Origin of the sequence: Vibrio sp. 1CM23M, from assembly GCF_023161755.1 — a bacterium.
GTDB lineage: Bacteria > Pseudomonadota > Gammaproteobacteria > Enterobacterales > Vibrionaceae > Vibrio > Vibrio coralliirubri.
On the sequence record NZ_JALNTR010000014.1, the window covers coordinates 1 to 22,069 of the forward strand.

18 protein-coding genes and 1 riboswitch are annotated in these 22,069 nt (G+C 45.7%); of the genes, 9 read left to right on the forward strand and 9 right to left on the reverse strand.

All coding sequences use genetic code 11. The annotated features are described in order from the left end of the window. Positions 1-165: 165 nt before the first annotated feature. The 3 genes from hemG to MSG35_RS22675 are packed head-to-tail and all read right to left on the reverse strand — an operon-like array spanning position 166 to position 2,819. Positions 166-693: a menaquinone-dependent protoporphyrinogen IX dehydrogenase gene (hemG, locus tag MSG35_RS22665; RefSeq protein ID WP_050622176.1), complete on the reverse strand. Its 528-nt coding sequence runs from the start codon at positions 691-693 to the stop codon at positions 166-168. A 10-nt stretch (positions 694-703) separates the two neighbouring features. Then, positions 704-2,161: a TrkH family potassium uptake protein gene (locus MSG35_RS22670; protein ID WP_017077285.1), complete on the reverse strand. Its 1,458-nt coding sequence runs from the start codon at positions 2,159-2,161 to the stop codon at positions 704-706. 34 nt (positions 2,162-2,195) lie between these two features. Continuing rightward, positions 2,196-2,819: a YigZ family protein gene (locus MSG35_RS22675; protein ID WP_017058823.1), complete on the reverse strand. Its 624-nt coding sequence runs from the start codon at positions 2,817-2,819 to the stop codon at positions 2,196-2,198. Positions 2,820-3,046: 227 nt separating this feature from the next. Here MSG35_RS22675 and fadB point away from each other — a divergent pair, with 227 nt between their 5' ends. The 3 genes from fadB (at position 3,047) to MSG35_RS22690 (ending at position 7,632) form a co-directional block, all read left to right on the forward strand. Further along, positions 3,047-5,218, forward strand: a complete 2,172-nt coding sequence (gene fadB / locus MSG35_RS22680) for a fatty acid oxidation complex subunit alpha FadB (protein ID WP_248385039.1) — start codon at positions 3,047-3,049, stop codon at positions 5,216-5,218. 26 nt (positions 5,219-5,244) lie between these two features. After that, a complete protein-coding gene (gene fadA / locus MSG35_RS22685; protein ID WP_017058821.1) occupies positions 5,245-6,408 on the forward strand; it encodes an acetyl-CoA C-acyltransferase FadA in 1,164 nt (387 codons plus the stop codon). A 243-nt stretch (positions 6,409-6,651) separates the two neighbouring features. After that, entirely contained in the window at positions 6,652-7,632 is a 981-nt protein-coding gene (locus MSG35_RS22690; RefSeq protein ID WP_019825590.1) for an MDR family oxidoreductase, read from the forward strand. A 134-nt stretch (positions 7,633-7,766) separates the two neighbouring features. Here MSG35_RS22690 and MSG35_RS22695 read toward each other — a convergent pair whose 3' ends face one another. Further along, complete coding sequence (locus tag MSG35_RS22695) at positions 7,767-8,708, reverse strand: LysR family transcriptional regulator (protein WP_248385040.1); 942 nt, start codon at positions 8,706-8,708, stop codon at positions 7,767-7,769. Positions 8,709-8,864: 156 nt separating this feature from the next. After that, positions 8,865-9,050: a hypothetical protein gene (locus tag MSG35_RS22700; protein ID WP_004736674.1), complete on the reverse strand. Its 186-nt coding sequence runs from the start codon at positions 9,048-9,050 to the stop codon at positions 8,865-8,867. A 149-nt stretch (positions 9,051-9,199) separates the two neighbouring features. Between MSG35_RS22700 and tusA the strand changes: the two genes are divergently transcribed. Continuing rightward, positions 9,200-9,451 (forward strand): sulfurtransferase TusA, encoded by a 252-nt coding sequence (gene tusA / locus MSG35_RS22705; RefSeq protein WP_004736675.1) that lies wholly within the window; start codon positions 9,200-9,202, stop codon positions 9,449-9,451. 83 nt (positions 9,452-9,534) lie between these two features. Here the strand turns inward: tusA and MSG35_RS22710 are convergent, their stop codons facing one another. Both MSG35_RS22710 and MSG35_RS22715 read right to left on the reverse strand, forming a co-directional pair. After that, positions 9,535-9,789, reverse strand: coding sequence for a hypothetical protein (locus tag MSG35_RS22710; RefSeq protein WP_017058818.1), 255 nt, complete (start codon positions 9,787-9,789; stop codon positions 9,535-9,537). Positions 9,790-9,940: 151 nt separating this feature from the next. Then, the gene (locus tag MSG35_RS22715) at positions 9,941-10,495 is read right to left on the reverse strand and encodes a TMEM165/GDT1 family protein (protein WP_017055491.1); all 555 of its coding nucleotides are present in this window, start codon (positions 10,493-10,495) and stop codon (positions 9,941-9,943) included. Positions 10,496-10,529: 34 nt separating this feature from the next. Beyond that, positions 10,530-10,705, reverse strand: a riboswitch (yybP-ykoY riboswitch). A 210-nt stretch (positions 10,706-10,915) separates the two neighbouring features. On the opposite strand from MSG35_RS22715, the gene glyQ reads away from it, so the two are divergent. The 4 genes from glyQ to MSG35_RS22735 all read left to right on the forward strand — a co-directional run bounded on the left by glyQ (position 10,916) and on the right by MSG35_RS22735 (position 17,694). Then, entirely contained in the window at positions 10,916-11,830 is a 915-nt protein-coding gene (gene glyQ, locus MSG35_RS22720; protein WP_017632669.1) for a glycine--tRNA ligase subunit alpha, read from the forward strand. Positions 11,831-11,832: 2 nt separating this feature from the next. Further along, the gene (gene glyS / locus MSG35_RS22725; RefSeq protein WP_048610822.1) at positions 11,833-13,899 is read left to right on the forward strand and encodes a glycine--tRNA ligase subunit beta; all 2,067 of its coding nucleotides are present in this window, start codon (positions 11,833-11,835) and stop codon (positions 13,897-13,899) included. A gap of 202 nt (positions 13,900-14,101) precedes the next feature. Continuing rightward, the gene (locus MSG35_RS22730; protein WP_248385041.1) at positions 14,102-16,189 is read left to right on the forward strand and encodes an alpha-amylase; all 2,088 of its coding nucleotides are present in this window, start codon (positions 14,102-14,104) and stop codon (positions 16,187-16,189) included. 254 nt (positions 16,190-16,443) lie between these two features. Then, a complete protein-coding gene (locus MSG35_RS22735; protein WP_048611244.1) occupies positions 16,444-17,694 on the forward strand; it encodes a valine--pyruvate transaminase in 1,251 nt (416 codons plus the stop codon). Positions 17,695-17,800: 106 nt separating this feature from the next. Here MSG35_RS22735 and MSG35_RS22740 read toward each other — a convergent pair whose 3' ends face one another. Beyond that, positions 17,801-18,235, reverse strand: coding sequence for an Hsp20 family protein (locus tag MSG35_RS22740; RefSeq protein ID WP_009848140.1), 435 nt, complete (start codon positions 18,233-18,235; stop codon positions 17,801-17,803). A 422-nt stretch (positions 18,236-18,657) separates the two neighbouring features. Between MSG35_RS22740 and MSG35_RS22745 the strand changes: the two genes are divergently transcribed. Continuing rightward, positions 18,658-19,584, forward strand: a complete 927-nt coding sequence (locus MSG35_RS22745) for a patatin family protein (RefSeq protein WP_248385042.1) — start codon at positions 18,658-18,660, stop codon at positions 19,582-19,584. Between the two features lie 60 nt (positions 19,585-19,644). Here the strand turns inward: MSG35_RS22745 and gyrB are convergent, their stop codons facing one another. Further along, entirely contained in the window at positions 19,645-22,062 is a 2,418-nt protein-coding gene (gene gyrB / locus MSG35_RS22750) for a DNA topoisomerase (ATP-hydrolyzing) subunit B (protein WP_048611241.1), read from the reverse strand. Positions 22,063-22,069: the final 7 nt, after the last annotated feature.

The following is a 22,069-nucleotide window of genomic DNA, read 5'->3' on the forward strand; positions in this document are numbered from 1 at the left end:
TTTGACCTGCTGATTCATTTTGGTTTCTTACGGAGCCATCCCGTGTCAGCGAGGTGGCATTATAGAGATTTCGATCACACTGGCAAGCCCTTTTTGAAGTTTTTCTCGTTTTTTTATTCGTTCGATTAAAAAGAACTCAAAACGCCTCAAAAGTAGGCTTTTCTCTTACATCTCTTGTAGTTTTTTAGAGAATAAAGAGACTTTTTCCCAGTTTGTGTACTCAACTTCCTTGGTTGTATCCGTTTCTCCACCTGTCATATTCATAATGAAGCGAATCATGGTTTTATCGAACCAGTTATAACGAGGGTAATAGAGAGCCCCCGCGAATACACCGATCAAAGTAGGTTGCCATGGGGACTTAAGAAGAAACTTCTTAATATAAGCGCTACCTTCAGGAGTATCTTTACCTTGGTCTTCTTTACGAGCTGTTAAGTTAACGCAGAAGAAAGCGACCTTATTTGATTGCAACTGAGCAAGGTTGGCATCAATGAACTGATATAGCTTCTTATTAAGGTGGCCATAACGAATAGATGCGCCAATCAAGACTCTGTCGTATTGAGCAAAGTCGACACTAGTAACAGTGTGCAGATCTTGAAGCTCACATTCGAACTCATTCATTTCTTCTTTTATATAGTTCAAGATTTTCTTGGTCTGCCCTTCACGGCTTGAATACAAAAATAGAGCTTTTGCCACAATGTTGTCCTTAGCTACGCCAAAACGTAGGGGTCAATAAAATTAATAAGGTGAATATCTCTAAACGACCAAACAGCATAGATACGATCAACACCCACTTAGCCTTGTCATTCACATCGCCGAAGTGCATTGCCACTTCACCTAAGCCTGGGCCAAGGTTATTCAATGTTGCCGCTACGGCAGAGAAAGCACTCAGCTCATCCATACCGGTTGCAATAAGAGCCAACATACAAACCACAAAAACCAAGGCATATGCAGAGAAGAAGCCCCAAACCGCATCCACGACACGTTGTGGCAGTGCAGAACCGCCAACCTTGATGGTATAGACAGCACGCGGGTGAACAAGACGCTTCATTTCACGAGCACCTTGCAGAGTAAGCAATAAGATTCGAATCACTTTCATACCACCGCCCGTTGAACCTGCACAGCCCCCTATAAAAGAAGAGAACAGAAGCAGAACAGGTAAGAACAATGGCCACTCGGAGAAGCCGGTGGTGGTGAAGCCTGCTGTCGTAGATATAGATACTGTTTGGAACAAGGCTTGATCAAAGGCATCGTAATACGAGTCATAAGAGTGGTGATTAAGCAGTAATAAGAAACAAACCAAGAACAAGACCGCCTGAATAAAGATAAAGGCGCGGAATTCAGGATCTTTCCAATAATACTTAGGATGCACACCACCAGAAGCAAATGCAGCAAAGTGAAGCGAATAGTTACATGCTGATATAAGAAGGAACACGACTGTAATCATGTTGATCGCAGGGCTATTGAAATACCCCATGCTCGCATCGTGAGTCGAGAAGCCACCAATCGCAATAGTAGAGAAGCTATGACTGATGGCATCAAAGAAGCTCATCCCAGCAAGCCAAAACGCTACTGCACAAGCAATCGTTAGGCTCAGATATATGTACCAAAGCGCTTTTGCCGTTTCAGCAATACGCGGAGTCATCTTGCTATCTTTTACTGGACCCGGGATTTCAGCACGATATAGCTGCATACCACCGATACCCAGAACAGGGAGGATGGCTACCGCCAATACGATGATACCCATGCCACCAAACCATTGTAGGAATTGACGGTAAAATAGAATCGCCTTAGGCAGATCATCGAGGCCGACAATTACGGTCGCGCCGGTAGTTGTTAATGCCGAAAAGGATTCGAAGAAAGCATCGGTGACCGACACATTGGGGTTATCGGCGATCAAAAACGGCAGCGCACCCGCACTACCGATTACCGTCCAAAACAGAACAACAATCAAAAAGCCATCACGAGCTTTCAATTCATGCTTATAGCGTCGGTTTGGAAACCAGCAAGTTGCTCCACAGAATAAGAGAACGAAGAAGGTCGTCACAAATGGCACACCCGCACCATCTCGATAGATCAGTGCGACGAGCGCAGGAGCAAGCATTGATACACTAAAAAGTGCTAATAATAATCCGACGATTCGAATAATTGAGCGAAATTGCATGAGCTATTGAACGAAGCGAAATGCTTCACACTTCCTAGTTGTCTTTAACTTTCGTTACCAGTGCCTTAGCACCGCTTTTATTGATCATGGTTTGGGTAAACGAATCTACCTGAAGGAGCTCTATTTCAATAATAAGCTCAACTTGAACACCATAATCCGCTTGGACCTCAACAGCCTGATGCTGAGCCATGATGGATTGTGCGATCGGCACAAAGCCATAGTCTAACTCTAGCCGTAATTTTGTGGTTATTTTTTTCTCGATAGTTTGAAGCAGCTTGAGAGCTTGTTGTACGCCACCACCATAAGCCTTAACCAAACCACCTGTACCAAGCTTGATTCCGCCAGAATAACGAGTGACTACAGCCGTTAACTCGCCAACACCAGAACCAGACAGTTGCGCCAAGATAGGCTTACCCGCTGTACCTGAGGGTTCACCATCGTCACTAAAGCCCCAAAGCATTGAGTCTTCAGGTCGACCAGCAACAAAACCCCAACAGTTATGTCGTGCTGAAGAATGCTCTTTTTTCACCTGTTCTACGAACTGTTTTGCAGCTTCTACACTTGGAGTATGAGCAAGATGCGTAATAAAGACGCTCTTTTTTATCTCTTCTTCAAACAGAGCCGACGCAGAAGGTATTAAATAAGGCTGTTCATTCATATCGTTAACTTAGTTAATAAGAGCGACGAAGTGTATCACGCGTGAATAATAACGGTTAGAGGATCTGTGCTATCGCACAATGTTAAACAATTGTTTAAAAAATGTATTGAAATTAATCAAGCAGAGGTACAGACTAACATAACTGGTCTTACCAGGTACTCTACAATAATAGAAAGATAACAAGATTCTCTCAAACAATCGTGGATTGTATGTCATGGAGATAGACAATGATTTACCAAGCTAACACCCTACAGGTAAAGGAATTACAAGATGGTATTGCGGAATTAAGCTTCTGTGCACCAGCCTCTGTAAACAAACTCGACCTTGCTACTTTAGAATCACTAGACAAAGCGTTAGATGCTCTTAATGCTCACGCAGGATTACGTGGTTTAATCTTAACTTCAAACAAAGACGCGTTCATTGTAGGCGCAGACATCACTGAATTTCTTGGCCTATTTGCTAAGCCAGAAGCAGAACTTGATGAATGGTTAAGATTCGCTAATTCAATCTTCAGCAAGCTCGAAGACCTCCCTGTCCCAACTCTTTCAATGATGCGTGGCCATGCCCTTGGCGGCGGTTGTGAATGTGTCTTAGCTACCGATTTCCGTATCGGTGACAAGACCACCAGCATAGGCCTACCTGAAACCAAACTTGGCATCATGCCTGGTTTTGGTGGTTGTGTGCGCCTACCTCGTGTTATCGGTGCTGACAGCGCAATGGAAATTATCACGCAAGGCAAAGCATGCCGTGCAGATGAAGCGCTTAAAGTTGGCTTGTTAGATGCGATTGTTGAAACCGACCAGTTACTAGAGTCGGCAATCAACACCGTTTCTCTGGCTGCTAATGAAAAATTAGACTGGCAATTACGCCGTAAACAAAAAACATCAGCGCTTTCACTAAGCAAACTCGAAGCGATGATGAGCTTTACTATGGCTAAAGGCTTAGTGGCTCAAAAAGCAGGGCCTCACTACCCAGCTCCGATTACTTCTGTGATTGCGATTGAAGAAGCAGCACGCAGCGATCGCGATGCAGCACTCGACATCGAACGTAAACACTTCGTTAAGCTAGCAAAATCTGAAGAAGCGAAAGCTCTGGTTGGCCTGTTCTTAAATGACCAATACATCAAAGGCTTAGCAAAACAGGCTGGTAAATCTGCAAATAAAGCGACTGAACGTGCTGCAGTACTTGGTGCTGGCATCATGGGCGGCGGTATTGCTTACCAGTCAGCATTGAAGGGCGTGCCAGTGATGATGAAAGACATCGCACAGGCGTCTCTTGGTCTTGGTATGAACGAAGCTTCTAAGCTGTTGAATAAACGCTTATCGCGCGGGCGCCTAGATGGATTCAAGATGGCAGGCATTCTGTCTTCTATTACTCCAAGTCTGCATTATGCAGGTGTTGAACAATCTGATGTGATTGTGGAAGCCGTTGTAGAAAACCCTAAAGTAAAAGCAGCAGTGCTGAGTGAAGTTGAAGGTCTCGTGGGTGAAGATACAGTTCTTACATCAAACACCTCAACGATTCCAATCAACCTGTTAGCGAAATCTCTAAAACGCCCAGAAAACTTCTGTGGCATGCACTTCTTTAACCCAGTACACCGCATGCCTTTGGTTGAGATCATCCGTGGCGAGCATACTTCAGAAGAAACAATTAATCGCGTAGTCGCTTACGCAGCGAAGATGGGCAAATCCCCTATCGTTGTTAACGACTGCCCAGGCTTCTTCGTTAACCGTGTACTTTTCCCTTACTTTGGCGGCTTCAGCATGTTGCTACGTGACGGCGCTGACTTCACCAAGATCGATAAAGTGATGGAACGTAAATTCGGTTGGCCAATGGGCCCAGCATACTTGCTAGACGTTGTGGGCCTAGATACAGCACACCACGCACAAGCCGTAATGGCGCAAGGTTTCCCAGAGCGTATGGGCAAAGAAGGTCGTGATGCGATCGACGCGCTTTATGTCGCTGAAAAATACGGCCAGAAGAACGGCAGCGGTTTCTACACATACAGCGTAGACAAACGCGGTCGTCCTAAGAAGACCTTCTCTGAAGACATTCTTCCTATATTGGCTGACGTATGCCAACAGCCACAAGATTTTGATGACCAAACCATTATCCAGCGTGTGATGATTCCAATGATCAACGAAGTGGTACTTTGTCTAGAAGAAGGCATTATCGCGACACCGCAAGAAGCGGATATGGCACTGGTTTACGGTTTAGGCTTCCCTCCATTTAGAGGCGGCGTATTCCGCTACTTAGACAGTGTGGGTATTGGTAACTTCGTTGAAATGGCGAAAGGCTACCAAGACTTAGGTGCAATGTACCAAGTTCCTCAACTATTGCTTGATATGGCAGCGAAGGGCGAAAGCTTTTACGACAGCCAACAAGCCAGTTCTCTGTAACCCACATTTGGAAAAGGAATAGCAAAATGAAAAATGTAGTTGTTGTTGATTGCCTTCGCACCCCAATGGGACGTTCCAAAGGTGGAGCTTTCCGTCACACTCGTGCTGAAGATCTGTCGGCACATTTGATGAAAGGCATTTTAGAGCGCAACCCAGAAGTGAACCCTGTCGAGATTGAAGACATTTACTGGGGTTGTGTACAACAAACACTAGAGCAAGGCTTTAACGTTGCACGTAACGCTGCCTTGCTTGCTGGTCTACCGATTGAGATTGGTGCGGTAACAGTCAACCGTTTATGTGGTTCATCTATGCAAGCTCTGCATGATGCAACCCGCTCTATCATGGTTGGCGATGCTGAAATCTGTCTGATCGGTGGTGTGGAACACATGGGCCACGTACCAATGAACCATGGTGTTGATTTTCACCCTGGCATGTCAAAACATGTAGCAAAAGCGGCTGGCATGATGGGCCTAACCGCTGAGATGCTAGGTAAGATGCACGGTATTAGCCGTGAAGACCAAGATGCATTCGCAGCACGCTCACATGCTAGAGCTCAAGCAGCAACGGTTGAAGGTCGTTTCAAAAATGAAATCCTACCAACCGAAGCTCACGCTGCAGATGGCTCTCTGTTCACTTTGGATTACGACGAAGTCATTCGCCCAGAGACAACAGTTGAAGGCTTATCTCAGCTTCGACCGGTGTTTGACCCAGCAAACGGCACGGTAACAGCAGGTACTTCATCAGCTCTGTCTGATGGTGCTTCTGCAATGCTTATCATGAGCGAAGAGAAAGCTAACGCACTTGGCCTTAAGATTCGTGCTCGCGTGAAGTCTATGGCTATCGCTGGCTGCGATCCTTCAATCATGGGTTACGGCCCAGTACCAGCAACCCAAAAAGCACTTAAACGTGCAGGCCTAACCATTGAAGACATGGGTGTGATTGAGCTAAACGAAGCGTTTGCTGCTCAATCTCTACCTTGTGCTAAAGACTTAGGTCTACTGGATGTGGTTGACGAGAAAGTTAACCTTAACGGCGGTGCGATTGCTCTTGGTCACCCACTAGGCTGTTCTGGTTCTCGTATCTCGACGACCCTAATTAACCTGATGGAAGCACAAGACGTGAAATACGGCTTGGCGACTATGTGTATTGGTTTAGGCCAAGGTATTGCAACGGTATTTGAACGCCCATAGCGTTTACTGACTGTAATACTTGAAGGGTAATATTTTGTGCAGCTATATTTATATAGCTGCACTTTTTATTACTTGGCATCCAACAATGCATCGATTGCGTTCAGCGGACTCAACGAGAGAAAAAACCAACCCTGATATCTATGCACAAAACGCATATATTCAATGTTGATGTTTCATTATTTTTTCTCGGATGATTCAACTAAAGTTACTTCAGTTTCCTAATATTCCTCCACGGAGCAGATCATGTTTAAAGCACTTGTACTAAACCAAGAAGACAAAAAAACTATCGCGTCAGTTTCTCAAATTGAAGAGTCTCAATTACCAGAAGGTAACGTGAAGATTGATGTTAGCTACTCTTCTTTGAACTACAAAGATGGTTTGGCGATTACAGGTAAAGGGCGCATTGTTCGTAACTTCCCTATGGTTCCTGGTATCGACCTTTCAGGTGTGGTTTCACAATCTGATGACCCACGCTACAAAGCAGGCGATGAAGTTGTTCTAACGGGTTGGGGTGTTGGTGAAGGTCACTGGGGCGGCATGGCTGAAAAAGCGAGCCTAAACGGTGATTGGTTAGTGCCAATGCCAGCAGGTCTAGACGCTAAGAAAGTCATGGCGATCGGTACAGCAGGCTTCACAGCAATGCTTTGTGTGCAAGCTATCGTAGATGCAGGCATCAAGCCAGAAGACGGTGAAATCCTAGTAACAGGTGCAAGTGGCGGCGTAGGTAGCGTATCTATCACTCTACTAAACCAACTGGGCTACAAAGTGGCAGCAGTGACTGGCCGTGCTTCTGTAAACGGTGAACTACTTAAATCACTAGGCGCGACACGCATTGTAGAACGTGCTGAACTAGAAGAACCAGCTAAGCCACTAGAGAAACAACTTTGGGCTGGCGCTATCGATACGGTAGGCAGCAAAGTGCTTGCTAAAGTATTGGCGCAAATTGATTACAATGGTGCAGTTGCTATGTGTGGTCTAGCAGGTGGTTTTGACTTACCAACTACGGTAATGCCATTCATTCTGCGTAACGTTCGCCTACAAGGTGTTGATTCTGTAATGTGCCCTCGTGAAAAACGTATTAAAGCGTGGGAACAACTGGCGGAGCTACTACCAGAATCTTTCTACGCTCAAGCAACCAAAGAAGTGTCTTTAGACGGTGCAATTCAAGCAGCAGAAGACATCACTAACGGTCAAATCACAGGTCGCGTAGTCATTAAACTATAGATTCTCAAACATAAAGTTATCAAACCTTAAGCAACAGCTTTAGGCTTGGATAACCCAAAACAACAAAGGGCTGATTTTTATCAGCCCTTTTGCGTTTTTGTCATTCGGGTCAGTGAACCCAGGCTCACTCCTAGTTAACCCAAACCGACATCCGCAATCCGTTTTTGAATCAACTCACCACACTCTTCTTTTACCACTCTTCTTAACCACTGTTGTGAAGCAGAAGAATCACATCGCGAGTGCCAGATCAGTGAGTAATCAAACGGCATAAATTCAAATGGTAATGGCTTGACGACTAAGTCATAACGCTCAGCGACCAAATAAGCCAAATCAGCAGGTACAGTAATCACCAACGGCATTCTATCGACAATCGCCAATGCGGCTTCAAGGTGATAAGCACGCAACACCATTTTGCGAGGCTGTTGATTGGCTAACGCGTTGTCTAATAAAGCCTTAACACCATCACTGATCGCAATCATCGCATGCGGGAGTGAAACATAGTCTTCAAGGCTTAAAGGTTGATCCGCCAACGGGTGGTTTTTAGATAACAGACACGACACACCAACCGGCCCCAAGACTTCTTGATGAAGTGGTGCAATGCTGCCACTCGGACGACAGATCGCCATATCAACACGTTCGGTACTGAGTTGCTTAAACAAGTGCTCATGCTGCAACGGAGCAAACTCCAAAGAGATATTGGGTGCTTGTTCATAAATCTTAGGCAACGCATAAGGCAAGATGGTTTGCATCGCATAATCGGTGGTAGCGATCAGAAAACGTTCGCTGCAATAGTAAGGGTCAAAGTCACTCGGACTCAGCAATTGGCGAAAAGACTCCAAAGGCTGATCAATACGCTGACTGATCTCGAGTGCTTTCTTGGTAGGAATAAGGTGCTGACCTTGACGTGTAAACAACGGATCGTTTAGTAATTCTCTTAAACGCCCTAATACTCGACTGGTTGCGGATTGGCTTAAGCTAAGACGAAGCGCGGCCTGGCTTACGCTGCCCTCTTCAATCAATACCTTTAAAGCGACCAATAAATTAAGGTCTCTACGATAGATGTCTTCTAATTCCACGCCACTTACCTAGCTGTATACGATTGCCATTAGTCACTAAGTTGTTTATAGCATGCTTTAGATAAAAAAAATCCCGCAATTACGCGGGGAAGCCCAAGAAAATTTGGGGATAGTGTCGGAATGTTGTCGTATCGGAATTCGCTTGCTGTATTCGGGTTAGTGCTCTTGCTCTTCGGCTATGCCTTGCCAACGGCGCATCTCTACCCAAATACCAATGATCGTTGCTACTATGCCAAAAATAGGCATCAGTGAGGTCTCTGTCGATGAGCGTAGTACTAACGCACAAAAAGAAATAAAACAGAGAACCGAATAAATTGTTAATCTATCTAATCCTGTCAACATCGCCACTCCTTAGCTAGTTGCCTTTGCTTCAAGTTGTTATCAACTTGTTAACTAAGTTATAGGAAATGATTCTGTTTGCCAAGCACTTATTGCATATTTTTTCTGCAGACGTATTATTCACTCGTTAGATAGATATAGAGATACAAACCATGACATTCAAACCTGAACTGGCAACCCATACTTTAGAAGCTGAAGGCCTGCGTTGCCCGGAACCAGTAATGATGGTCAGGAAGACAATTAGAAACATGCAGGATGGCGATGTGTTACTGGTAAAAGCTGACGATCCTTCGACAACTCGAGATATTCCGAGCTTTTGTCGATTCATGGATCACCAGTTGGTAGGCCAAGCGACAGAAACGTTGCCTTACCAGTATTTGATCAGAAAAGGATTGGAGGCGTAACGCCCCACCGACTATCAAGTATCAAAAAAGCCGCTCGTACCTTATGTTCTTAGACAGAACTCAGAGTACGAGCGGCTTTTTGTTTATTCGCTTCTAGACTTGTTTTGCAGATGCTCGAGCTGATGCTGAATTTCTCGGATATCTTTGCGCATCGGAATAATATGCGCGACCCGAATCCAAGCTTCTACTGCAAGCGCAGTCATGATGATGGCACCCGCGACCATTGGCAGCCACATGTCCGTCAACACCATGCCTAATAGTGTAAGTGCAAGACCAAAGGTAAAAAGATAACTTTGGCTTTGTGGAGTAATACCCATATAACGCGTCAACATAATCATGCCCTCGTGTTCTTAACTCACAAGATTAAAATATCATGACAAGTATGACAGTTATATGTCCATTCGCTCGATAAGCCCCACAATACTGTAAGAGTATGACCTACAACACATTACTCTACTGATTGAGTATAATAAGACTCAATACCACCTGTTAATAGAAAGCCGCAGCGATAGCTAAACCCACGAATAACAAGGCTGTGATCTTACGAATCAGATCAAGAGGCATCTTATCCGCAGACAGTTTACCGATGATCACCACAGGCACATTCGCCAGCAACATACCGATCGTAGTACCCAGAATCACCCAGGTTAATGCATCAGAATATTGAGCCCCTAGAATAGAGGTCGCAATCTGGGTTTTATCACCGATCTCAGCAATGAAGAAGGCGATGAAACTGGCGACAAACGGGCCTCGATTCGAGATCTGCTCATCGTCATCCAACTTATCCGGAATCAGAATCCAACCCGCCATCGCGATGAAACTGACCACCAGCACCCACTTTAATACTTCAGGTGAAAGATAGTCGGCGACCACAACCCCGAGCCATGCAGCAAGGGCATGATTGGCAATGGTGGCAAAGAAGATAGCCGCAATGATAGGTATCGGTTTTCGATATCGACTGGCTAATAAAAGGGACAGCAACTGGGTCTTATCACCGATCTCGGCTAAGGCGACAGTTGTAATTGAAATTGCTAAAACGCTCACGACATGCTCATTTGGGATGGAGATTATTATATTTAACCAAAGACAAACCTCGCGCCCCATCCCGGTTCACGATGCTTGTCTAAGGTCTTGCTAAGCGCCACCAAGGTGGTGGTTGCCTCGAACGCCATGATGATTTTGCATCAATTATGTTGACGAACGAACTCATTCAATAGGATATGAATAAGTAAGCTACTCCCCAAAGACCGCGAGATTTTAATCACCCACGCTTTCAAACACAAGTGTCAAACTTATCAAAATATCCACTTGTGCCGAAAAACAAACATTAAAGGCAAAAAAATCCACTAAACGACATTTTAGACCACTAATTAAACAAGATTACCCCTACTCGCTTTACGAATATCTCGGTATACTCAGAGGTTATTTTTCTCATTCATTTAAAAGAATCGCGCGAACCTGACTATGCAAAAATACGATATCAAAACCTTCCAGGGAATGATCCTCGCGCTGCAGGATTACTGGGCTCAAAACGGTTGTACCATTGTTCAACCTCTAGATATGGAAGTAGGTGCAGGCACCTCTCACCCAATGACATGTCTACGAGCACTTGGCCCAGAGCCAATGTCTACAGCTTACGTTCAACCTTCTCGTCGTCCGACCGATGGCCGTTACGGTGAAAACCCTAACCGTCTGCAGCACTACTACCAATTCCAAGTAGCGCTAAAACCATCGCCAGACAATATCCAAGAGTTGTACCTAGGCTCCCTAGAGGTTCTTGGTGTTGACCCACTTGTTCACGACATTCGCTTCGTTGAAGATAACTGGGAAAACCCAACACTAGGCGCATGGGGCCTTGGTTGGGAAGTATGGCTAAACGGCATGGAAGTAACTCAGTTTACTTACTTCCAACAGGTTGGCGGCCTTGAGTGTAAGCCAGTAACTGGCGAGATCACTTACGGTATCGAGCGTCTAGCAATGTACATCCAGGAAGTAGATTCTGTTTACGACCTAGTATGGAACGTAGCACCAGACGGTTCTAACGTGACTTACGGTGACATCTTCCACCAAAACGAAGTTGAGCAATCAACGTACAACTTCGAGCACGCAGACGTAGATTTCCTATTCACTTTCTTCGACCAGTGCGAGAAAGAGTGTAAAGAGCTACTTGAGCTTGAGAAGCCACTGCCGCTTCCAGCTTACGAGCGCATTCTAAAAGCAGGTCACGCATTCAACATCCTTGATGCGCGCAAAGCTATCTCTGTAACAGAGCGTCAACGTTACATCCTTCGTATCCGCAACCTGACTAAATCAGTTGCTGAGGCGTACTACGCGTCACGTGAAGCGCTTGGCTTCCCAATGTGTAAGAAGGATAAATAATCATGGCGAAGAATTTTCTAATTGAACTGGGTACGGAAGAGCTTCCACCAACAGCACTTCGTTCTCTAGCAGAAGCATTTGCTTCTAACTTTGAAGCAGGCCTTAAAACGGCTGAACTTTCTCACGAAGGCATCAAGTGGTACGCAGCACCTCGTCGTCTAGCACTTAAAGTAACTGCACTGGCTGAAGGCCAAGCAGACAAAGTGGTTGAGAAGCGTGGCCCTGCTGTTTCTGTTGCATTCGATGCTGAAGGCAACGCGACCAAAGCAGCACAAGGTTGGGCTCGTGGTAACGGTATTACTGTTGAGCAAGCTGACCGTCTGAAAACAGACAAAGGCGAGTGGCTTCTTTTCAAACAAGAAGTAGCTGGCAAACCAGTTCAAGAATTGGTGATGGACATCGCTGCGAAAGCACTGGCTGGCCTACCAATTCCTAAAGCAATGCGCTGGGGTAACTCAGACATTCAATTTATCCGTCCAGTGAAAACACTGACAGTACTGCTAGGCGATGAGCTTGTTGAAGGCGAAATCCTAGGCGTAGCATCTGCTCGTACTATCCGTGGTCACCGTTTCATGGGCGAACAAGAGTTCACAATCGATTCTGCTGACCAATACCCTGCGATCCTAGAAGAGCGCGGTAAAGTAATGGCAGATTACGAAGCGCGTAAAGCGATCATCCTTGCTGATTCGCAAAAAGCGGCAGCTGCGGTTGGCGGTACAGCTGACCTAGAAGATGACCTTGTTGAAGAAGTAACGTCTCTGGTTGAATGGCCGGTAGTACTTACAGCGAAGTTCGAAGAAGAATTCCTAAAAGTCCCTTCTGAAGCGTTGGTTTACACCATGAAAGGTGACCAAAAGTACTTCCCTGTTTACGATGACAACAAGAAACTACTACCGAACTTCATCTTCGTATCAAACATCGAGTCTAAAGAGCCTCGCCATGTTATCGAAGGTAACGAGAAAGTAGTACGTCCGCGTCTTGCTGATGCTGAATTCTTCTTCAACACAGACCGTAAGCGTCCGCTTATCGACCGTCTTGCTGAACTAGACCAAGCTATCTTCCAGAAGCAGCTTGGTACTATCAAAGACAAAACAGACCGCATCACAGAACTTGCTGGCTACATCGCTGAGCAAATCGATGCTGACGTTGAGAAGTCTAAGCGCGCTGGCCTACTGGCTAAGTGTGACCTAATGACATCTATGGTATTCGAATTCACGGATACACAAGGTGTAATGGGCATGCACTACGCAACTCACGATGGTGAAGACGAGCAAGTTGCACTAGCACTTTACGAGCAGTACATGCCTCGTTTCGCGGGTGACGACCTACCAAGCACAGGCATCTCTTCAGCAGTTGCAATGGCAGACAAGCTAGACACTATCGTAGGTATCTTCGGTATTGGCCAAGCACCAAAAGGTTCTGACCCATTTGCTCTACGTCGTGCATCACTCGGTGTGCTTCGTATCATCGTTGAAAACGGCTACAACCTAGACCTAACAGACCTTATCGGTAAAGCGAAAGAGCTACTAGGCGACAAGCTAACCAACGACAACGTAGAAGCTGACGTTATCGACTTCATGCTAGGTCGTTTCCGCGCATGGTACCAAGATGCTGGTTTCAGCGTTGATATCATCCAAGCGGTACTAGCACGTCGTCCAACTAAGCCAGCTGACTTTGACCAACGTGTTAAAGCGGTTTCTCACTTCCGTGAACTGGAAGCAGCAGAAGCACTAGCAGCAGCGAACAAGCGTGTAGGTAACATCCTTGCGAAATTCGATGGCGAGCTACCAGCTGAAATCGATCTTGCTCTTCTTCAAGAAGACGCAGAGAAAGCACTGGCTGAAAACGTTGAAGTAATGACAGAAGCACTAGAACCAGCATTCGCAACAGGCAACTACCAAGAAGCCCTAAGCAAGCTTGCTGATCTACGTGAACCTGTTGATGCATTCTTCGATAACGTAATGGTTATGGCTGATGACGAAGCGCTTAAGAAGAACCGTCTAACGCTACTGAACAACCTACGTAACCTGTTCCTACAGATTGCTGACATCTCTCTACTGCAAAAATAAGCACAAGTGTGACAGTTACTCTAAGTCATACTCTGAGTAATTAACGGTAAACACCCAAAGGGAAGCGAAAGCTTCCCTTTTTGTTTTTGTGAACCAAGCATTTGTTTGTAGAGGTCTTATTGATTAACTGAATGAAACAGCACTCAGACTGTAGAGGGCATTGTTTGCTATAACTGACCTGTTTATTCAGGGGAAGGGAACAATGAAAAAAACAGTACTCGCGCTTTCAATGCTCGCACTCAGCGCATGCAGCCAAACCAGTGACAACAACCTATTACTGACAATTGATAACGACACTGTCGTATTCGAATCATCCAGTAAAGGCACCGTGATTGCAGAACAGGAACTCGCGAAAGGTAGCTATACCTTCTCTATCAGCGATACTCAAAATACCTGTGGCACCAACTATGCGCTAGCCGAAGAGAGTCGCATCAAATTCAATAAACCCCTTCGCCTCGACGACTGTGCCGAGAAATCTGAGATCGCCATAAAAGTCTTTCGCGCTAACACTTATCAATTCACGCTCAACCCACAGACCAATGAACTCACGGTTCAGATAAAACCGAAGCAACAACAAGTTCAAAGCTTTGCCTGTCCTGTACCCAGTGACCAACCAACCACCATCGATGTTACTCAAACCTTTGATGATGGTACCGTGGTAAGAGACGCTCTTTCAGGCAAACAAGTCACAGTAACGAATGGCAGTGTCACCATGCAGCCTGCAGAAAACAGCCAAGGTGTTCTGCTACTTGAGAAAGTAGAACCAGAAGCCAAAGCTGACTTTAGTTGGGATAACGCCACGGTTTACTTCGTAATGACCGACCGTTTCCACAATGGTAATCCTGATAACGACAACAGCTATGGTCGCAGCCAAGATGGACAAGACGAAATCGGCACCTTCCACGGTGGTGACTTGGCAGGCTTAACCGAAAAGCTCGATTACATAGAATCACTTGGAGCTAATGCTATCTGGATAACGTCTCCGTTAGAGCAAATCCACGGCTGGGTTGGCGGCGGTGATCGAGGTGACTTCAAACACTACGGCTACCACGGCTACTACCATCAAGACTGGACTAAGCTCGATGACAATATGGGCACCGAAGACGAGCTGAAAACCTTCATCGATACCGCGCACAGCAAAGGCATTCGCGTTGTTTGGGATGTGGTAATGAACCACACCGGCTATGCGACGCTTGCCGACATGCAAGAGTTTGATTTTGGTAAGCTCAACCTAACTGACGAAGAAGCCAAACAAACACTTGGCGAAAACTGGACAGATTGGCAACCTGCCAAAGGTCAGAACTGGCATTACTTCAACAACTACATCTCTTACAGCGACAAAGAAGCGTGGGAAAAGTGGTGGGGCAAAGCTTGGCTACGCAGCGATATCGGCGCCTATGACTCTCCGGGTTACAATAACCTCACCATGTCTTTGGCGCACCTACCCGATTTTAAAACAGAGTCGACAGAGACAACCGGGCTGCCTAATTTCTATCTCAATAAGTCCACCAGCGCGACCGATGAACTCAAAACACCTCGTGACCATTTAATCACTTGGTTATCGGATTGGGTGCGCGAATACGGTGTCGATGGTTTCAGGGTCGATACCGCTAAACACGTTGAACTCGAAGCATGGGCAGAACTGAAAGAGAGCACCAACCAAGCACTTGCCGAGTGGAAACAGAACAACCCAGACAAGGCCTTGGATGACTTACCCTTCTGGATGACTGGCGAAGTATGGGCACACAGCGTGGTCAAATCAGATTACTTCGCTAACGGATTTGATTCAATCATCAACTTTGAATTCCAGAGTGATATCGCACCAAAGGCGCTCAAGTGTCTATCCGATCTTGATGCTGATTACCTTCGATACGCAGAGAAGATCAACAACGACAGCGAATTCAACGTTCTGAGTTACCTATCGTCTCACGACACCTCGCTATTCTGGACAAAACACGGCAGCGACTTTGCCAAACAGACCAAGGCAGCAAACGCATTGATGCTGGCTCCCGGTGCGGTACAGATCTATTACGGGGACGAAATTGCACGAGATTTTGGCCCAACAGGCTCCGACCCTATGCAAGGCACTCGCTCTGACATGCCTTGGGATCAAATCACTGGCGAACGTGCAGAACTGCTAGAACATTGGCAAGCGCTTGGCCAATTCCGCCAACGCCACCCAGCCGTTGCTCAGGGTAAGCACATCATCCGCAATAGTAAGGGCTACTATGCGTTCGAACGCCAATACCAAGATGACAAGGTATTAATCGTTTATACCGGCTCGAACTAAACCTTCATTAACATAAACACCAGAAACTAAAGGGGAAGCTTAGGCTTCTCCTTTTTTTATCGCTAATGGTACGTTCAATAAGCAAGCTGTCACTCATTAACCAAACTTTATAGAAGTTTTTTACGTGTTAGAGCATTTGGCGCTATGCGTCGCAAAAACATTGCGGTATGTTCAAGGAATACACTGATGGCAGACATAAGGTCTGCCTTAATGACACGTAACAAGCAATCACAATGAATTAGGTAAAATTAGTAATGCAGTTCTCTAAGTTTGGCGAAAAGTTTAATCGATACTCTGGAATCACTCGTTTAATGGATGATTTGAATGATGGCCTGCGCACTCCTGGCGCTATCATGCTCGGTGGTGGCAACCCAGCTGCTATCCCTGCCATGCTCGATTACTTTAACCAAGCCAGTGCCGACATGCTCGCCAGTGGAGAACTCATCGCCGCCCTCGCCAACTACGATGGTCCGCAGGGTAAAGACAGCTTCATCAAGTCGTTAGCGGCAATGCTTAAAGAGACCTATGGCTGGGACATCAGCGAGAAGAACATCAGCCTGACTAATGGCAGTCAAAGTGGCTTCTTCTACCTATTCAACCTGCTAGCAGGCCAACAGCCTGACGGCTCACATAAGAAAATCCTACTGCCGATCGCACCAGAATACATCGGCTACGGCGATGCCGGCATTGATGACGATATCTTTATCTCTTACCACCCAGAGATCGAGCTGCTAGAAAACCGCCAGTTCAAATATCACGTCGATTTTGAACAACTAAAGGTTGATGACTCAGTCGCGGCTATCTGTGCATCTCGTCCAACCAACCCAACAGGCAACGTACTGACCGACGAAGAAGTACGTAAATTGGATAAACTGGCGCGTGAAAACAACATCCCACTGCTGATCGACAATGCTTACGGCCTGCCGTTTCCAAACATCATCTTTGAAGATGTCGAACCGTTCTGGAATGAAAATACCATTCTGTGCATGAGCCTTTCTAAGCTTGGTTTGCCGGGTGTGCGTTGCGGTATCGTGATTGCGAGTGAAGAAGTAACACAAGCATTGACCAACATGAATGGCATCATCAGCTTAGCGCCAAACAGCGTCGGCCCTGCGATTGCCAACCACATGATTGAAAAAGGTGATTTACTACGCTTGAGCAGTGAGGTGATCAAACCTTTCTACAAAGACAAATCGCTACGTGCAGTTGAACTGCTACAAGACGCTATCGATGACCCACGCTTCCGCATTCACAAACCTGAAGGCGCTATCTTCTTATGGCTATGGTTTGATGAGTTGCCGATCACCACAATGGAATTGTACGACCGCCTTAAAGCTCGCGGCGTGTTGATTGTTCCTGGTGAATACTTCTTTATCGGTCAAGAAGACGAGTGGGATCATGCTCACCAGTGCTTGCGTATGAACTACGTACAAGACGATGAAGCGATGCAGAAAGGTATTGCTATCATTGCTGAAGAAGTGAAAAAGGCTTACTCAGAGCAGTAATCAGGGCTTTTAGCTTACCGTAGACCAAATACAAAAAGAGCACCTCATGAGGTGCTCTTTCACTTTTACTTCCCGATAATTTTTAGCTCTAAGGAGCTAACAGTAATTAACCTTCTAGTAGGCTATTACCATTGATAGCAATCTTACGTGGTTGCATCGCTTCTGGGATTTCGCGTTCTAGGTCGATGTGAAGAAGACCATTTTCCATGCTTGCACCTACCACTTTTACGTAGTCAGCCAGTTGGAATTTACGCTCGAAATCGCGCTCTGCGATACCTTGATATACGAAGGTTTTCTCTGCTTCTGCTTTACGCTCACCTTTCACAATTAGCATGTTCTCTTTCTGAGTCAGGTCTAATTGGTCATCAGCAAAACCAGCGACTGCCATAGTAATACGGTAGTTGTTCTCGTCTTTCTGCTCGATGTTGTATGGAGGATAACCGCCAGAAGAGTTCTTCGATGTGTTCGCTTCCATCATGTTGAATAGACGATCGAAGCCGATTGCGTTGCGGTAAAGTGGAGTGAAATCTACAGTTCTCATAATGCTATCCTTTTAGTAAGCAATAGTCTTAGCTGAGAATTTTACTTGGATCGAACCTGTGTGTGACCCAGTAAACAGCTAAGAGATTCAATTCGCATTCCTCGGGTTTCGCCTCTATTGGCGACAACGCTGGGACATGGCAATGAATCAATTTTTAAGTTGTGTGCTGCCAAAGTTATCCTCTATTGAGCGATACTTCGTTAGCGGTAATGAAGGTTCTGTTTCTTCTCTTTTGAGCAAGACAGTCATTCTCTTCATAAATAGATATGTGGTGCCACAAAGCGCTTTTCAAGCGGCGTGATTCAACTTTTTAGTTAAGAAAAACCAAACGCTATATAAATATTACTTAATTTTAATTAACCACCATTGGTCATATCCTAATCAGGTTGAATCCTTTTCTATCGCTTTTGGTGGCAATCCTGATGTCTTCTACGCATATTTCTTACGCACTCCACTCTTACGATGCCTTAGCGCACCTAGATATCCACATCGATAAAGTGGCTCTGGTGACGGAAGGCGGCGGCCAACGCGGAATTTTTACAGCGGGCGTGCTGGATGCTTTTCTCGAACAAAATTTTAATCCGTTTTCATTGATGATTGGCACATCAGCGGGCTCTCTTAACCTAGCATCCTATATATGCGGGCAACATCGCCATGCTTACCGCGTCATAACAGAAGCAACAGCCAGTCCTGAATTCTTTGATACCTATAAGTTCTTACTGCAAAAGAAAGGATTAGATCTAGACTGGTTACTTGAGCAAACCGAAACAAACTTGCCGCTCAACTGGCAGTCAGGTCATGACAATATGAAAAGTTGTCAGGTGCTTGCCTGTGCATCCCACGCGACTCGTCACGAGCCAGCCTATTTTGACTTAGACTCACACGCTTGGCAGGACGCTCTCAAAGCCTCATGTGCGGTTCCCTTTATCAGCCCAAAGGCAATTCAAGCTAATGATGAAGAGTGGCTTGATGGTGGCATTGCCGCCCCGATCCCTGCACAAGAAGCCTATAAGCGGGGTTATAAGCATATTGTGGTGATTCGGACGGTACCTATCTCAACGTCTTTTGATCACCGCTGGATGTGTAAATACAGTAAGTTGTTAGGGAAAACAAAAGCTAAAGCGATGATTGAGCTGTTACTCAAGCACGAAGCCCATTACCGCGCGACTCAAGACTTTCTGAGTAACCCGCCAGAAGACGCGACCATCTATGAGATTCACCCAGACAAGGCGCTGCACTCTACATTGCTGGGCAGCCCACAGCATGCACTTGAACATGACTACGAAGTAGGACTTTTATCCGGGAAGTACTTCCTCGCCACGGCAGGTCGTCATATCGAACAGATATAAAAAAGCACCGCCAATGGGCAGTGCTTTTATTGTATTGAGTTTCTTTAGTACTAAAGAAATCTATACATCAAGGTTAGCTACCTTCAATGCATTCTCTTCGATGAAGTTACGACGAGGTTCAACTTGGTCACCCATTAGCGTCGTAAACAACAGATCAGCACCAACAGCATCTTCAATCGTTACTTGCATCATACGGCGAGTTTCAGGATCCATTGTGGTTTCCCAAAGTTGATCCGGGTTCATCTCACCTAGACCTTTGTATCGCTGTAGACTTAGACCACGACGAGACTCTTTCACTAACCAGTTCAGAGCATCAACGAAGCTAGAAACTTCTTGAGTACGCTCACCACGCTTAATGTAAGCACCTTCTTCAATCAAGCCATCAAGAGCTTCAGAAAGGTCCGCTAGCTTACCAAACTCTTTAGAGTTAATAAGATCGATGCTCAGTACGTGCTCATGAGTCACACCATGAGTACGAACCACAATCTTAGGAACACTTAAGCCTAGCTCTTCGTGTTTTTCAACTTCAAGGCTGTATTGGCTCGCACCTACTTCTTTCGCGTTTAGCTGTTCAACAAGCTGCTTACCCCAAGCTTCAACTGCCGCGTCATCATGACACTGCTCAGCCGTTAGACGAGGAACGTAAATCAGTTCGTGAACCAATGCGCGTGGGTAACGGCGGCTCATACGATCAACAAGCTTGATGCCTGCATTGTATTGCTGAACAAGCTTCTCTAAACCTTCACCTGCAAATGCTGGCGCTTCAGGGTTTACGTGCAGTTCTGCATTGTCTAAAGCCAAAGATACTTGATACTGGTTCATCGCATCTTCATCTTTAATGTACTGCTCTTGCTTACCTTTCTTCACTTTGTAAAGTGGCGGTTGAGCAATGTAGATGTAACCACGTTCAATCAGCTCTGGCATTTGACGGTAGAAGAACGTCAGTAGCAGAGTACGGATGTGAGAACCATCGACATCGGCATCGGTCATGATGATGATGTTGTGGTAACGCAGTTTATCTGGGTTGTATTCGTCACGGCCAATACCACAACCAAGAGCTGTGATTAGCGTTGCTACTTCTTGAGAAGACAGCATTTTATCGAAACGTGCTTTCTCTACGTTAAGGATTTTACCTTTCAGCGGTAGGATTGCTTGGTTCTTACGGTTACGCCCCTGCTTAGCTGAACCGCCAGCAGAGTCACCTTCCACAATATATAGTTCAGACAGTGCAGGATCTTTTTCCTGACAGTCAGCAAGCTTACCTGGAAGACCCGCTAAATCTAATGCGCCTTTACGACGAGTCATTTCACGAGCTTTACGCGCTGCATCACGAGCACGTGCTGCATCAATAATTTTAGAACAAACTGTTTTCGCTTCACCTGGGTTCTCAATAAGGAACTCAGACAACTTCTCACCCATTGTAGATTCAACGGCAGACTTCACTTCTGAAGAAACCAGCTTATCTTTAGTTTGGCTTGAGAACTTAGGATCTGGCACTTTAACAGAAACAATCGCCGTCAGACCTTCACGAGCATCATCACCAGAGGTCGCAGTCTTCGCTTTCTTAGAGAAGCCTTCCTTGTCCATGAAGCTGTTCAGTGTACGCGTTAGCGCCGCACGGAAACCTGCTAAGTGAGCACCACCATCGCGTTGAGGGATGTTGTTGGTGAAACAGTAGATGTTTTCTTGGTAGCCGTCATTCCACTGCATCGCAACTTCAACGGTAATACCGTCTTCACGCTCAGAGTTAAAGTGAAAGATTTTTTGGATGATTGGCGTTTTGTTAGTATTAAGGTGTTCAACAAACGCTTGGATACCGCCTTCGTATTCGAAGTGATCCATTTTGTCTTCTTCGCGCTCGTCAATTAGCTTAATTGATACACCTGAGTTCAAGAATGATAGCTCACGTAGACGCTTAGCTAAAATGTCGTAATGGAACTCGATGTTAGTGAAGGTTTCTTCACTCGGCCAGAAACGAATCTCTGTACCTGTTTTATCCGTGTCACCGATAACTGCTAGTGGCGCTTGAGGCTCACCGTGGCTGTAGGTTTGAGTGTGGATTTTGCCACCGCGGTGGATAGTAAGAGTAACTTGCTTAGAAAGTGCGTTAACTACTGAAACACCAACACCGTGCAGACCACCAGATACCTTGTACGAGTTATCATCGAACTTACCACCAGCGTGAAGAACCGTCATGATTACTTCTGCTGCTGATACGTTTTCTTCTGGGTGCAATTCTGTTGGAATACCACGGCCATCATCGCTCACAGACACAGAACTATCTTCATGGATAGTTACAATGATGTCATTACAGTGACCAGCTAGCGCTTCATCAATAGAGTTATCTACCACCTCAAAAACCATGTGGTGCAGACCGGTACCATCATCCGTGTCGCCAATGTACATTCCAGGACGCTTACGTACCGCATCCAGACCCTTCAGTACTTTAATACTCGATGAATCGTAATTATCTGACATAGTTACT

Bases quoted from the DNA above. Each gene is read 5' to 3' on its own strand.
- MSG35_RS22670 (WP_017077285.1), bottom strand. From the start codon at position 2,161: ATGCAATTTCGCTCAATTATTCGAATCGTCGGATTATTATTAGCACTT.
- MSG35_RS22675 (WP_017058823.1), bottom strand. From the start codon at position 2,819: ATGAATGAACAGCCTTATTTAATACCTTCTGCGTCGGCTCTGTTTGAA.
- fadB (WP_248385039.1), top strand. From the start codon at position 3,047: ATGATTTACCAAGCTAACACCCTACAGGTAAAGGAATTACAAGATGGT.
- fadA (WP_017058821.1), top strand. From the start codon at position 5,245: ATGAAAAATGTAGTTGTTGTTGATTGCCTTCGCACCCCAATGGGACGT.
- MSG35_RS22690 (WP_019825590.1), top strand. From the start codon at position 6,652: ATGTTTAAAGCACTTGTACTAAACCAAGAAGACAAAAAAACTATCGCG.
- MSG35_RS22700 (WP_004736674.1), bottom strand. From the start codon at position 9,050: ATGTTGACAGGATTAGATAGATTAACAATTTATTCGGTTCTCTGTTTT.
- tusA (WP_004736675.1), top strand. From the start codon at position 9,200: ATGACATTCAAACCTGAACTGGCAACCCATACTTTAGAAGCTGAAGGC.
- MSG35_RS22710 (WP_017058818.1), bottom strand. From the start codon at position 9,789: ATGATTATGTTGACGCGTTATATGGGTATTACTCCACAAAGCCAAAGT.
- glyQ (WP_017632669.1), top strand. From the start codon at position 10,916: ATGCAAAAATACGATATCAAAACCTTCCAGGGAATGATCCTCGCGCTG.
- glyS (WP_048610822.1), top strand. From the start codon at position 11,833: ATGGCGAAGAATTTTCTAATTGAACTGGGTACGGAAGAGCTTCCACCA.
- MSG35_RS22730 (WP_248385041.1), top strand. From the start codon at position 14,102: ATGAAAAAAACAGTACTCGCGCTTTCAATGCTCGCACTCAGCGCATGC.
- MSG35_RS22735 (WP_048611244.1), top strand. From the start codon at position 16,444: ATGCAGTTCTCTAAGTTTGGCGAAAAGTTTAATCGATACTCTGGAATC.
- MSG35_RS22740 (WP_009848140.1), bottom strand. From the start codon at position 18,235: ATGAGAACTGTAGATTTCACTCCACTTTACCGCAACGCAATCGGCTTC.
- MSG35_RS22745 (WP_248385042.1), top strand. From the start codon at position 18,658: ATGTCTTCTACGCATATTTCTTACGCACTCCACTCTTACGATGCCTTA.
- gyrB (WP_048611241.1), bottom strand. From the start codon at position 22,062: ATGTCAGATAATTACGATTCATCGAGTATTAAAGTACTGAAGGGTCTG.